The sequence below is a fragment of the Paenibacillus sp. YSY-4.3 genome (assembly GCF_054767475.1).
Genome location: NZ_BAABMC010000001.1, coordinates 440,211 through 454,426, shown reverse-complemented (window position 1 = coordinate 454,426; position 14,216 = coordinate 440,211). Strand labels below are relative to the sequence as shown.

Genomic DNA, 14,216 nt, shown 5'->3' with positions numbered 1-14,216 from the left:
TTCTCTCTTGCGAAATGAACCCCGTTAAGGCAGAAAACCCCGGCTCATAACTTACGAGCAACAGGGTTTTCATGCAGCAGGGCTAGAGGGCTGTTAAGCCCTCGGTTTAACCCATTATATGGCGTCCAACACGATTTCGATCCGCTGCGTGCCCTCTTTCGGCAGCGCGTCCAGCACGGAACGCTGGATCAGAGCGCCAGAGCCTGCAGCCTCGAATTGCACGTTCTGGCCGTTTACAGCAATGGAACCAATCCGGTACTGTCCGTAATCGAGAAGCGCCGCATTGCGGTATACTACATGCAGCATGCGATCTGCGAACAATGTTTCTACCGAAGCCTCGCCCTGACCGTCGAACTGCTCTTTGACCAGCTTAGGCTCGAGATGCAGATGACCATAGCTTCCTTTCACCCCATAAACCTCCGTCAGTTCCGTCAGCAGCAGCCAGCTCGCCGAACCCGTCAGGAACGTGTACATGCCCCGCCCTTTTTCATTGATATATTCAGGTACACCCGGGTACATCCGGCTTAGCTCAAAATCGGTGGAGAGACGGTAAATGGAATCCAGTACCTCGTACCCTTCTTTGACGAAGCCACGCTTATAGAGTGCGTTGGCGTACATGACCGTCATATGGCTGAACATCGCGCCGTTCTCTTTATGACCGAACGCAAAGCCAAACGCACGGCCCAGGTTCTGCTGGATGCCTCCGAAGTTCGAGTTCAGGCGGTAGCCGATTTTCTCATCCTTCAGGTAACGGTCTACAGCCTTGGAAATTTTGCCAACCTGCTCATCCGTAGCAACGCCTCCCATAATACTGAACACCTGGCCAGTCAGCGTCATCCGTACGCCTTGCGGGAAATCTCCCTCGACTCGCTCGGCATCGTCATTGTAGTAACCGTTAAACCACTCATAACCTTCCTTGCTGGAAATCCATTCGTTGCTGCGCAGATGGCTGATGGCCCATTCTGCCTTGCTTCTCAAGTCGCTTGCTACCTTGGCGATGTCCAGCTTGAGCTTCTTCCCGCTTACAGCAGGAGTAACGGCGTCATAATAACGATTCAGCAATGCAAGCTTCGCATCGATGCTCTCGTAATCTACAGGCTCAGTGAGCGAATCCAGCAGCATGCCCATTTCTTCTGCCAGCTCGATCGTCTCGAGACCCGCCTTTTCCTTTAGCTGGGTTAAGAGCTCAGCCAGTTCGAGCAAGTTGCTGGCGTAAAATGCCGTAAACGCCACGCTCTCGCCGCGGTTTGGGGCAAGGTCAAGCCCGTCGTTCCAATCCGCGCCCTCCAGCTTGATATTGTTATGCTCGCCGACATGGAAGAACGGAACGATATTTTGCAACAAAATATGCTCCAGAATAGTGCCTTCATAGATGCCGCCATTCTGGGTAGTCAGCTTGTTACCGCTGTCCGCGCTCCAGCTTAAATCGCGCTCGGCGCAGCGTTTGACGAAGATATCCCGGAAATACGTCTGCGGCTGCAGGAGAATGTCCAGGTCGCCGCTTTGGTGTACGTACAGCAGCGTGGTCAAAAGAGGCCAAGCACCGTGATCCATCCATACTCTCGGAATGTTGTTGCGGTCGGCGATGAATTCGCCCGGCTTCGAACCAATAATCGTGGCGTTGCTGCCGTCGATGCGAACGCCTGCATAGTTGTTCACCAGCAAATGCCGTACTTCATTCGGCTCCATTACCATCAGCGCCAGGCAGTCCTGCCACAGATCACGCCAGCCTCTGCCGCCGCGTCCGTAGTCATGGTAAGGCAGGAACGAGTTGCCGTATAAACGGCGCAATATCGGCTGCAGAGTAACCCACTTCATCCAGAGATCCTGCTCCACATCGCCGGAATTAAATTTGATCGTATCCAGTTTATCCCGCCAGTACGCTTCATTCTCTTGCAGCAAAGCGTCAAACTGCGCTTCGGATAAATACTGGGCCGCATACTTCGCCTGCTCGATCCGGTCATCCGAAATGACCATGGCCACGACATAGCTCACCGATTGCCCGGGCAATAATTGTACAGGGGCAAACCGCAGCGCACCTACCGCTTCATAGCCTTCAAGCTCAGTGCCTGCTGTCGCTTGCGGTTCACGGTTGCGAACGACAGCCTCCGGCCAATCCAGTGCCCCGCCTTCCCCGATAAATTCTTCGTTGATCGGGAACATGCCGATAGGGGCTTTGCCGCTGCCTTCGGCCCCGAGGACGCTGTAAGTCACTTTATTTACGCGATGCCCCCGCTCGTCAAAGGACAATGCCGGCTGAACTTCCATGCCATGTTCGGCCACGTAAATGCGATGCAGCAAGGAAGTGACATGACGATGATCCCGAAGGTCGTCTGCGGAACGGCCGTACAGCGGGATCGCTGCCGTTGGAGTCAATGCAAGCGAGGCTGTTCCGGTGTTGGTTATTTTCACCTTCATCAGTTCCACTTTGTCATCCTTAACCGGGACAAAGCTGGTTGTTTCCGCCTTTACGCCAAGCTTGGCATGATGACGGGTCAGCTTATGCCATAAGAAGCCGGCTTCCATTTCGCTTTCTTCTTCATCAGACACGAATTGAGCTGCGTTCTGCTTCGCCGAATTGCCGCTGGCGGACCAAGCGCCGTAACCTTCAATATGAAGCCAGAAATTCCGTGAAGCCTTGGAATTATGTAAATCATCTACCGATACCGGCTCCATCAGAAAGGTATTGTGTCCCGACGTGATGCCGCCATGCAAATTCGGTGTAATGGCCGACATCATTCCCGCTTCATTAACTAGAGGAAAATATAAATAACTGTTTTTCTCTGGATGTTTGAGTTTAAATACGCCCTGTTCTCCTTGAAACTGCCAACCGGACTTTGTCATATCGTCTCTTCTCCCTCTCCTAATTCCCTTTATTCATAACGAATCCCGCTCCATGTAAGGCAGGCGCGGGATTCACCAAAGTTACGATTTGACGGCACCTGCAAGAGCCCCGTCCACAAGATATTTCTGGATAAACGTATACAGTATGATCAGCGGAGTCGCCACGATCGTAATTCCGCAGGCAAGCAGCGGCCAATTGTTGCCGTACTGGCCTTTAAACTCTTTTAATCCGAACGTAATCGGATAGTTTGCCTGGCTCGGCAAGTACATAATCGGTCCAACAAAATCATTCCAAATGCCGATCGCCGTCAAAATAACTCCAGTCGCGATTACCGGCTTCATTAGCGGAGTCACCATTTGGAACAGGTAACGGATATATCCGGAACCATCGATTCCAGCGGCTTCATCCAGCTCGCGGCTGATCGACTTGATGTAACCGACAAACATCATGAATACTACGCCGGTTCCCGTCGTTTTCAGAGCGATATACCCGAGCTTCGTATCATACCCGAAAATGCCGAGGGATTCCTTGAAGCCAAGCATCAGCTTGTACTGCGCAACCATCGGGTTCGGGAGGAATTGCGACAGCAGGAAGAACATGTAGATGAACCCGCTCCACTTCACATATTTGCGCGCAACCGGGAACGCGCCCATGACGGATACGATAATCGTCAGCACGGTTGCAACGCCGGTATAAATAAGACTGTTAATGAAGTAGTTGGCGAAATTCCCTTCCGTCCAGGCGGTGATATAGTTGCTCCATTGAATTTCTTTAACGAAGCCAATCGGGTTGATCAAATATTCAGGGTACGACTTCAATGACACGTTAAGCACCAAAATAAGCGGCACTAGATACAAAACGAGCAGCAAAGCGATGACAACGTAAGAAAGAATAGTATATGATCTGGAATTGTTCATAATTAATATTCCACCTCTCTCTTACGCGTCTGCCTTACAGCAACGATGACAAATACTAGAATGATCAGGAACTGCACAACGGACAGCGCAGATGGAAGTCCCATGTCGAGGCTGCCGCGGAAGGTCTCCTTATAGACGTCATATGCCATCGTTCTCGTATTGAAGCGGCCATCTGTAGTTGCCAGAATAATATCGAAGGTCGACATCGCGCCGATGATCGATAACAGCATATTTACTGTAAAAGATGGAGCGATAAGCGGGAACGTAATATGGCGGAAGGACTGCCACTTGCTCGTTCCGTCGATATAACCGGCTTCATACAAATCCTTGGGAACGGATTGCAGGCCAGCGAGAAAAATGAGCATGGAATAACCCATGTACATCCATATTTGCACGAATATAATGTAGCCAAAAGCATGTGTGAAACTGGCGAAGAACATATCCTTATAACCAAACAACCATTCATACAGCATGTTAACCGGACCACTCATTGGGTCGAACATCATTCCCCAGATCAGGGCGACAACAGCAACCCCAAGTACGACCGGGAGGAAAAATACGGCACGGAAGAAATAATCGCCGCGCAGCCGCTGATTCAACAAAACCGCCACGAACAGGGCAACCCCGTTCTGAACAATCGTTACAATAAACATGAAAATCAGTGTATTCGTAATGGAGCGCCAACGTTCTCCAGAGTTTCCGGAGTAGAATAAATTATGGTAATTCTCCAGCCCGACGAACTTCATCGTACTGCCGGGAAGATTTTTCACATCCGTAAAGGAATAAATCACAGTCATCACAGAAGGTCCAAAATAAAAGACTACGTACAAAGCAAAAGGTATTAATAGAAGCAACAGGGGTACGTAGCGAGCCATGCCTTTTCCAAATGGGTACATCTCTCTCACCTCGCGGGTTACGAATCAATAAATGATCGGGGCCTGAGCAATCAGACCCCGAAACGATACAGTATGGTTATGACCTTGAAACTTATTTAGGTGCTGCAGCTTCCCATTCTTTCTGCTGTACATCTGCTAGTTCTTTCGCTGTCTTGAACACTCCGCCTGGTGCAAGGTATTCCGTATGCACGCCTTCAGCGGCAAGATGCTCACCTACGTTTTCACGGTTGATCATCATGATTTCATAAGCCAGCTCGAAGTCGCCAAGGTAAGGAGTCAATTCGTTATCGATGAATTCGCTGTCCGTAGAAATTCCATCCATCGTAGGGATGAAGCCGGCAGCTTTAACGAATGTCGTGTAGTTCTCAGGCTCGGAGAAGAATTCCAGCCATTTTAGCGCTCCCTCTTTGTTCGGGCCTTTCTCGGCAGCATACCAGGTTACATCGTATTTACCTACGAAAGAAGCGTTTTTCGCAGCATCTTCGGTAGCTGGAACTGGGAAGTAACCGAATTTAAGATCTGGATTCGCTGTAGCAATCGTTGGAGCATCCCAAGAACCGTCAGCCAGCATAGCTACTTTGCCCGTTGCAAAAATCGCAGGAGCAGAAGCATAGTCGACACCCATGAAGCCATCGATCATGTAGTTATCTTGAAGAGTCTTCATTTTATCAAGAACTTCAACCGCTTCAGCATCATTAAACGCCGTCTCGCCTTTCCATACGCCTTCGATCCATTTTTGTTGGTCTCCGCCGCCCAGGATTTTCGCTTGCAGCGCGAACACTGGCAGTTTCAGCGGCCATACGTCTTTACCCGCTACGCCGATTGGCGTAATGCCTTTGGACTTCAAAGTTTCGTTCAATTGAATGAACTCGCTCCACGTCTTCGGCACTTCCAGTCCGTTCTCTTCAAAAATCTCTTTATTGTAGAACAATCCGGACATCGCTACTTTACCAGTAGGAATGGCGTATACTTTGCCATTATATGTACCGGCTTTTTCGATGTCGTTTGCATTCCATTTGCTGATGAAAGCTTGATCCGACAGATCGGCGATCAGACCGGAGTTGATCCACTGCTCCCAGTCAGGAACCTTTGCGCCAGGCGTCCATTCTTGCGGGGACAGTCTCATTCCGGACAAGTCGGCAAGAATGTCGACGTCGTTTGCTGTCAGTCTTGCTCTTTGTGCTTGCTTATACTCATCATCCGGACCTGTCGTCGTGTACTCGATTTTGTATTCCGGATACTTCTCTTCGAACTTTTTGTTGATCTCTTCCATTGCTTTATTGATGTTTTCTTGCTTCCAGTGAAGAATCTTGATCACTTTCTGACCGGAAGAAGCCTTGTTGCCCGCGCCGTCGGTTCCGGTAGCTGCTTTGCCGCCGCCGCAAGCCGCCAAGCTTAGCGTCAATGCGCCTGCAAGAACGATCGCAGAAATTTTCTTGACCATGATATTTCCCCCTATTTATAGTCATTGATTTTCGAAACCTGATCGGCAGTTCCCTCATTTTGAAACGTTAAAACTATGAAAATAGCCCCAGCTCAAGCATTTCGCCGTTTCGCATTTTCGTAGTTCTAATGTTCTAAACGAAAGATTTTCCGAAAGCGGTTTCGTCAAAAACATTATTACATCATTTATTTTTTTTGTAAAGCCCTATTTTAAATAATTTCGTTTTTCTTGTCGTATCTTGGGATTCTGCCTCATATTTTTCAAACATCCCTTATGTACTAAGGGTTTAATTATGTCCTTCTGACTGTTTCCACATTGACCAAGAAAACAAAAAGAGTTAAGATATTTTACGAAAGTATTTTCGTGATTTTCGCGAAACAAGGATTTTAACGCTATTTTTGCAATGAAATTTTCGCTACTAAATAATATCCAGCTATGTCTAAAGCTCTGCTATTCGCAGAGAAGCTTGCTTCTCGCGCCAAGGACTAACGGCTTAGCGCCCGAATGTCCGTTTGCCTTATCAAGAAGGGGGTTATTGTCTTGTCGATCAATATTAGAACGATTGCGGAAATGGCCGGGGTTTCGGTGTCGACCGTATCCAAAATCATTAACAACTACAGCGACATTTCTGAAGATACAAAAAATAAAGTGTTGGAAATCATGAAGCAGACCGGTTACGTTCCTTCCAACTCGGCTAAAACATTGGCGACAAAGAAGTCCAACCTCATCGGCGTCATTTTTGCCGGGAAACTGAATATCGATTTCACCCATCCCTTTTTCGTTGAGGTGCTGAACTCCTTCAAGAAGCAGGTCGGCCTGCTCGGATACGACCTTCTATTCTTCTCCAACGAGAAGTTCTACGCTGTCGATGGCGAGTATCTCGCCCGTTGTAAGCACTTCCAAGTGGACGGCTGCATCATCGTGACTGGGCAGCAGCTCGAGCCCTCCATCAGCGAGCTGGATTTGAGTGACATCCCTTGCATCGGCGTAGATATCGAGCTGAAGGGCAAGAACTCCGGTTTTATTATGTCCGATAATTACAAGATGTCATACAAAGTGGTCGAGCACTTTTACCTGCAAGGATATCGGGAGCTCGGATATATCGGAAGCACGCAGGAATCGGAAATTTCCAATATGCGCGAGGCTGGATACAAGGACGCGATAGAAAGCTTCGGTCTGCCTTTGAACGAGAATTGGTTTGTGAACGGAGAACATTTTTTCGAGACGAGCGGATATGAAGCGATGAACCGGATGATTCAATCCGGCTCCCTGCCGCGCGCGGTCTTTGCAGCCTCCGACCTAATAGCGATCGGCGCCATGCGCGCGCTGAAGGAGCATAAGCTGCGGGTGCCGCAAGATGTGGCCATTATCGGCTGCGACGATATCGAGGCCTGCAAATATACGAATCCAGCACTCACAACGATCAGACAGAACAAGGAGAAGATCGGCAGGCTCGCTGGCTTGATGCTGTACGACCTGATGAATAGCCAGTCCGAGACAAGCAACATCGTCGTCGAGCCAGAATTGGTCATTCGCGAATCCTGCGGCAGCAGGCTCGATAATTTCAAATATGTCGATCCGGAAATATGAACAACACCCCTCTGTCCATCCCGAAAGAATGGTCAGAGGGGTGTTGTTTGTTCTAAGTTTATAGAATTTATAATTATCTTATGCTTGAACAGCTGCTTTCGGCGTATCAAAACGTTTGCCGACCAATGGAGCAAGCTTCTCCAGATCGCGGAGCAATGCAGCGAACTGATCAGGGAACAACGACTGCACGCCGTCGCCTGTCATCGAATTGTCCGGATCGGTATGCATTTCAATAATGAGTCCGTCCGCGCCTGCCGCAACCGATGCTTTCGTCATCGGCTCTACCAGCTCGCGGCGGCCCGTGCCATGACTCGGGTCGGAGACGACTGGCAGATGGCTCAAGCTTTGCAGTACTGGAATCGCCGACAGATCCAGCGTATTTCTCGTGTAGGTTTCGAAAGTGCGGATACCGCGTTCGCAGAGCATAACGTTCGGATTTCCGCCTGCCAAAATGTATTCGGCCGCATTCAGGAACTCATCGTACGTTGCGCTGAATCCGCGCTTCAGCAGCACTGGTTTGCCGCAGGTTCCGAGCTTGCGCAGTAGATCGAAGTTTTGCATGTTGCGCGTACCGACCTGCAGAATATCCGCATACTCTGCGCATACATCAACGTATTCCGGCGTCATGACTTCCGTAATCGTAAGCAGGCCATGCTTCTTCCCAGCCTCGGCCATCATGATCAGCCCCTCTACCCCAACGCCTTGGAAGCTGTAAGGGCCCGTACGCGGCTTGAACGCTCCGCCGCGCAGCACCTGGCCGCCTGCCGCTTTGACCAGACGGGCGATTTCATCGATCTGCTCCGGAGATTCCACGGCGCAAGGACCGCCCATCACGACAAGATCTCCGCCGCCAATTTTCACGTCGCCAATCTCGATCACCGTATTCTCCGGGTGGAATTCGCGGCTGGCCAGCTTGTAGGATTTAGTAATTTTAATTACATTTTCTACGCCCTTCATTTGGCGCAAGTGTTCGGCGAGTTTAGGCTCGATCGCGCCGATCAGCCCGATCACCGTACGGTCGCTGCCGCGCGAGACATGCGCCTGCAGACCTTCCTTCTCAATGACGGCGATAATTTCATTAATACGCTCCTCCGGCGTTTGGTTAGATGTAATTACGATCACGGTTCATCATCCTTTCATCGTTTCGGCCTGACAGCCCTATCTATAGTATCTAGCTTTAATTTGACGCTTAGACGCTTGTTCGCTTTTAAGCTTTTAATCACTAAAGCAACTATAACCGAATCTGCCTAACACGTCAAGCAGAACATCCCGCAAAACGGCAAAAGCTGCAAACCTCATCATGCTGGTTTGCAGCTTTCCTTGCCCTTGTTAGGCGTCCTATTCTGCTCTTGTCAGGCGAACGGCCATATACGATTTGCCTGGCAGGTCGATACGGAACGAGCCTTCGTGAAGGCCGTTGCTCTCATCGATTGTCATACCCCATGTGTCTATGATGTCGACTTTATACTTGATGCCCGGCTTCATATGAAATATCCGAAATTTCGGCTGGTTGAAGCCAAAATAGTATACATAATATTCATCCTTGATACCAACGCAGGGAAGATCCCAATCGGAGCGCAGCGGCTCCCAGCGTTGTCCAGGCGCTTCCTCGACCAGCTTGCGCAGAAAGCCGATTCGCGCCGGGCTGTCTCCGACCAATTTGCCGCCTTTGGACCACCACAGCTCTTCCTCGTCGTTCAAATAGGTTTCCCCGTGGCCAACATATCCCCCGCGGATCATTCCTTCCCAGAACCTCCGCACCATTTCCTCGCCGGTAATATTCCCCCAGCCCTGATCGATATTGCCCTCATAGGCGCACTCGTCGATTACGATCGGCTTGTTCCAGCGCTCCCGCCACTCCAGCGTGGCCTCGGAGGTTTTGTAGACATCGATTCTTTGCAGGCTGCAATGGGTTAACCAAGGTTTGCTGTGATCGTAGAAAGCGAGCCAATTGTGATTCGACAGCAAATGTCCGTATGGATCGTTCTCCTTAATAATTCGGGCATAACGCTCCCAATCCTCGCCGGTTTTGGCCCACATCAAATCAAATTCATTAGCAAGCGACCACCAAACATGACGATAAGCGGACAAGCGGGCTACAATATAGCGCAAATACAGATCATCCTCTTCCCGGCTCATTTCCGAGAAGCCCCATCTGTCGTATGGATGGAACAGAATCAGGTCCGCTTCAATGCCAAGCCGTCCTAAATCGGCAATCCGCTGCTCCAAATGCTCAAAGAAAGCGGGATTGAATACGCTGTAATTCCAGCCTTCTCGGACAGAGCCTTCGTACGGGTACAGCTCAGGCTCATTAAGGTTATAGAGATATGATTTCGGAAAAACGCACATCCGCATTTTATTGAACGGTGAATCCGCAAGAGACTCCAGCGTTTGCTGTTCCAACTCTTCGCCTTGATGTGTCCACACATAGCAGGTTGTGCCAAACGGCAAATAGGCTGTGCCATCCTCATAGGCAAAATGATATTTATCATGGACCCGCACAGGGCCGTGATTCTCTTCGTCTGGGGCAGTGCAATTGAAGGAGCCCTCATGTCCGTCCAGCGCCTTTGCCGTACTCTCCGTCCGGTAAGACCAACGCCCCTCCCAGCCGGGCATCATGCGGATTTTATAAACTCCGTTTCCGTTATAAAACCCCGGAACGCTTATGCTGCGTCCGTCTTCCTCACAGACAAACGTCGCCTTCAGGTCGACATCCGTGAACGGATTTCCATGAGATGGCCCTTTCAGCTCCAGCTCGTATACATCCCATTTGGCAGCAGATTTCGGGGAGCTTACTAGACCTGCTCCTGCGATATGGCCTCCAATTTCCGAAGCTGTCTTTGAAGCTTCCTTCGGCTCCCTTACTGCTTCCGCACGCCGTTCCAATGATTTCAGCTGAGCGAGCTCTTGAAGAAATGCTTCCCTCTCTTGATCCGTGAAACCCAGCTCCTGCCGGTGATCAAGAAATTGCCCTAGCGTCATAATTTTATAAGAAAAAGCAAGATGCTTCTCCTCTACAAGGAACGAAAAATACTTTTCTAATATGCTCCCAGCCGCTGGATCCGTCCAAACACTCCCAATTCTATCCTGTTCCGTAAACATCATGCATCCTCCTTTTCATTAGCCTTTTACGGCTCCGGCCATCCCCGAAACGAAATATTTCTGGAAAAACAAGTAGACGGCCAAAATCGGTACGATCGATATAAGCACACCCGCGCTCAGCAGCGTATAGTTCGTAGAATGCTGGCCCTGAAACGTAAGCAGGCCCGCAGTAACCGGCTGCATCGAATCCTTCGTAATAAAAATTTGCGCCAGCAAAAATTCATTCCAGGTCGACAGGAAGTCGAGAATGATCAGAGTCGCAATCGCCGGCATCGCGATCGGCAGTATAATGCGGAAAAATTTGCCCAGCTCCGCGCATCCGTCAATATAGGCCGCCTCATCCAACTCCTTCGGGATGGAGCGAAGGAAGCCTCTCAGCACCATGATGCCAAACGGTATCCCAAAGCCGATATAGACAATAAAAATGCCGGGATACGTATTTTCAAGCCCGAAATAATTCAGCATCATATTGAGCGGAACTAACGTTGCCTGGAACGGAATCATCATACCGACAAGGAACACCGCAAACAGCGCGTTTGCCCATTTGAACCCCATTCGGGTCAGCGCGTAGGCAGCCAGTGCTTCAATCAGAATCCCAATCGGAACCTTCACAACGGAAATAACAAGACTATTGCGGATATAAAGCTTCATCTTATCCCAGGCCTCGGCGAAATTGCTCCATTGGAATACTTCCGGCAAACGGTATACCGGATTTCTCATTAGATCGGCATTGGATTTCAGAGCCGTCATGACAATAAACGCGATAGGAATAAGAAAGAGCAGGCTAAGAACGATGAGTAATATATAGGTAGCCGCCTTCGAAGCAGCGGATTGTTGCACTTCTTCCATAGGGACACCACCCTCTTTCCCGTAAAATCACAGATGCGATTTCTTGTTTGTATAGAAGACGTAAGGAATAATAACAGCCATCGCAACCAGGACAAGGAACCACGAAATAGCTGATCCTACGCCAATATTGTTGAATTTAAAGGTCTGATAATACATCCATGAAGAGAGCACCTGCGTGCTCTGTGCCGGCCCGCCGGCTGTCATGCCGTAAATGATGTCATATACCTTCATGGCGTTAACCATCGTTGTCGCGAACACGATGACGAATGTTTCGCTGAGCAGCGGGATCGTGATGAATCGAAACGATTGCATCGGTTTGGCTCCATCAATAATCGCCGCCTCGTAGCAGTCCTTCGGAATACTCTGCAGACCAGCAAGAAACAGAACCATCGGCAGACCTACACCCTGCCATACTGCAGCAACGAACACCGCATATAGCGCGGTTTTGGGATCGGCAAGCCATGTATGGGCCAAATTGCCAAGCCCGATGGCCTCCAGCACCGTATTGAAAAATCCTCTCGTCGGGTGATACAACCAGGTCCACATGAGAGCGACGATAATGCCTGATAATACATAGGGGAAATAAAACACGCCGCGAAACAGCGATCTGCCCTTTATTTTCCGGTTTAACAGCAGCGCAAACAACAGTCCTAATCCGATAATGATGGTTAATGAACCGACCAGCCACAGCACGTTGTTTTTCAAGGCCGTCTGGAATACGGTATCCTCTGTCAGCAAATAAATATAGTTTTGCAGCCCGACAAACTGTTTGTTCGGTGATATTCCATTCCACTTGTAAAAGCTAAGCTGCAGCGTATAAAGCGATGGCATCACGATAACGGTGAGATAAATCAGCAGCGCTGGCAGCAGAAACGTCCACGGCTTCCAAGCTTTGAGTTTCATACCTTGCCTCCTTCGCACAAGCCCCCTGCTTAAGAAAAACGTTTATCGACGTACTTTCTATGGAGCCAGACCGCTTTAAGCGGCAGTTTTTCTTACGATATCAGGAAGTTAAAGCTCCGCAGCTTATGCTTTCTGATATCTTAAGAGAACAGCCTTACGGCTGCTCTCCCAAGCTATACTGTTGTGTCTCTTCTAGTTGCTGTTGCTCTTGTGCGACTCGGCAGCCTTCTGAATTTCCTTGGCAGCCTGCTCCGGCGTCCATTCGCTCAGAATGACCGCATCTTGAGCTTCGAACAGCTTCTGTACGACCGTCTGCGGCAGCGCCTGATCCGCGATCAGGAAATTACCATCTTTGATCATTTCCGCCATTTCGGACGTATGCGGGGACTGCTCCGAAGTATTGAACTGCTTCAAAGCTGGGGAGCCGTATACATCAATATATTCGTTAACGACTTCCTCGCCGGTAATATATTCAGCCAATTTCAAGGCTGCTTCCTGTACCTGCGGCTCTGATCCGGCATTAATTTGGAACATTTCCGCAAAGCTCGACATCCGTACTGGCTGCTGATCCGTCGGGAATTTAAAGGTACCAAAGTTGTTAGGATCCGCTCCTGCCTGGGAAATGCTCAGATCAACCCATGCTCCCTCGAGCGCAAAACCCTGCTGCGCATGATACATTGGCGTTTCCGCTTCGAGCGGGTCCAGGGTGATAAAGCCTTTCTCGAAATAACCTTTATCGGACCAATCCTTCAGCTTCTGGAAAGTCTGAACGACGGCCGGGTCATCCCAGGATGCATCCAATGCGTTTAGCCGGTCATGAAGCTCAGCCCCGCCGTAATGTTCAATAAGCTGCTCCACCCAGCGCATCAGCATCCAGCCGCCTTTGCCTCCGACCGCGAATGGCGTAATCCCTTGATCTTTCATCAATTGCAATTGCCCTTCGAACTCGGCGAACGTGGCCGGCGGCGTCAAATTCAATTTTGTATACAACTCTTTCGGGTAAAAGACCGAGAGAGAAGCTAGATGAAACGGTACCCCATAAGTTTTGCCGTCATATTTCACCAAATCCAGTGCGGCAGGGTTATAAATGTTCTCCCATCCATGGTCTGCCGCAACCTGCGTCAAATCCATAGCTAGGCCGTTCTCCGGATAAAAGGAACCGAGCGAGCCGCCCCAGGTGAACCACATATCAGGCAGCGTTTTGGAAGATGCTGCTACCTTCAACGATTCCTTTAATGGGTCTGTTCCATAGTAAGTCGGCTCCACTTTAATATCCGGGTTTTGACTTTGGAATGCTTTGATGATTGGCTCTAAATAAGAGTTCTGATCATTGAGCACCCAAATCGTTACGGTCTTCTGCCCTTCGCTGCTGCCGGAGCCATTGCTGCCGGAAGCTTTCTCTGGACTTGCGCCCCCGCCGCAGGCCGATAACATCAGGACGATTGTTATCACGGCCGCCAGCATTGCTGAAATACGTTTCTTACTCATTGAATAACCCCCTCTTATGATGTCATTAATTCATTGCTGCCTATTGGCTTGCTTCTAAGTCTACTACCGAGAAGATGTGCCGGGTATGAGGGAAGCATGTTATTTTCTACGCGATCATATCGTCTTTCTCCGGCCGCAAACCGGGCGCTTTTCTCGTGAAATAGACGAATCATGCTGTTTCC

At 49.7% G+C, this 14,216-nt stretch carries 10 protein-coding genes; 1 reads left to right on the top strand and 9 read right to left on the bottom strand.

Translation table 11 applies throughout. The features are described from left to right. Positions 1 to 114 precede the first annotated feature (114 nt). The 4 genes from ACYUJT_RS02055 to ACYUJT_RS02040 form a co-directional block, all read right to left on the bottom strand. The gene (locus ACYUJT_RS02055; RefSeq protein WP_460318459.1) at positions 115 to 2,844 is read right to left on the bottom strand and encodes a GH36-type glycosyl hydrolase domain-containing protein; all 2,730 of its coding nucleotides are present in this window, start codon (positions 2,842 to 2,844) and stop codon (positions 115 to 117) included. Positions 2,845 to 2,925: 81 nt separating this feature from the next. Next, on the bottom strand, positions 2,926 to 3,762 hold the full coding sequence (locus ACYUJT_RS02050) for a carbohydrate ABC transporter permease (protein ID WP_460318457.1): 837 nt from the start codon (positions 3,760 to 3,762) through the stop codon (positions 2,926 to 2,928). 2 nt (positions 3,763 to 3,764) lie between these two features. After that, positions 3,765 to 4,658, bottom strand: coding sequence for a carbohydrate ABC transporter permease (locus ACYUJT_RS02045; RefSeq protein ID WP_460318455.1), 894 nt, complete (start codon positions 4,656 to 4,658; stop codon positions 3,765 to 3,767). A 91-nt stretch (positions 4,659 to 4,749) separates the two neighbouring features. Next, positions 4,750 to 6,102, bottom strand: a complete 1,353-nt coding sequence (locus ACYUJT_RS02040; protein WP_460318453.1) for an ABC transporter substrate-binding protein — start codon at positions 6,100 to 6,102, stop codon at positions 4,750 to 4,752. Positions 6,103 to 6,648: 546 nt separating this feature from the next. Here ACYUJT_RS02040 and ACYUJT_RS02035 point away from each other — a divergent pair. Beyond that, positions 6,649 to 7,692 (top strand): LacI family DNA-binding transcriptional regulator, encoded by a 1,044-nt coding sequence (locus tag ACYUJT_RS02035; protein ID WP_460319729.1) that lies wholly within the window; start codon positions 6,649 to 6,651, stop codon positions 7,690 to 7,692. A 78-nt stretch (positions 7,693 to 7,770) separates the two neighbouring features. On the opposite strand, the gene aroF is transcribed toward ACYUJT_RS02035, so the two are convergent. The 5 genes from aroF to ACYUJT_RS02010 form a co-directional block, all read right to left on the bottom strand. Further along, a complete protein-coding gene (gene aroF / locus ACYUJT_RS02030; protein WP_460318451.1) occupies positions 7,771 to 8,814 on the bottom strand; it encodes a 3-deoxy-7-phosphoheptulonate synthase in 1,044 nt (347 codons plus the stop codon). Positions 8,815 to 9,030: 216 nt separating this feature from the next. Then, a complete protein-coding gene (locus ACYUJT_RS02025) occupies positions 9,031 to 10,794 on the bottom strand; it encodes a DUF5605 domain-containing protein (protein WP_460318449.1) in 1,764 nt (587 codons plus the stop codon). Between the two features lie 18 nt (positions 10,795 to 10,812). After that, positions 10,813 to 11,643, bottom strand: coding sequence for a carbohydrate ABC transporter permease (locus ACYUJT_RS02020; RefSeq protein ID WP_460318448.1), 831 nt, complete (start codon positions 11,641 to 11,643; stop codon positions 10,813 to 10,815). 27 nt (positions 11,644 to 11,670) lie between these two features. Continuing rightward, entirely contained in the window at positions 11,671 to 12,546 is an 876-nt protein-coding gene (locus ACYUJT_RS02015; protein ID WP_460318446.1) for a carbohydrate ABC transporter permease, read from the bottom strand. A gap of 192 nt (positions 12,547 to 12,738) precedes the next feature. Further along, entirely contained in the window at positions 12,739 to 14,034 is a 1,296-nt protein-coding gene (locus ACYUJT_RS02010; RefSeq protein ID WP_460318444.1) for an ABC transporter substrate-binding protein, read from the bottom strand. Between the last annotated feature and the right edge of the window lie 182 nt (positions 14,035 to 14,216).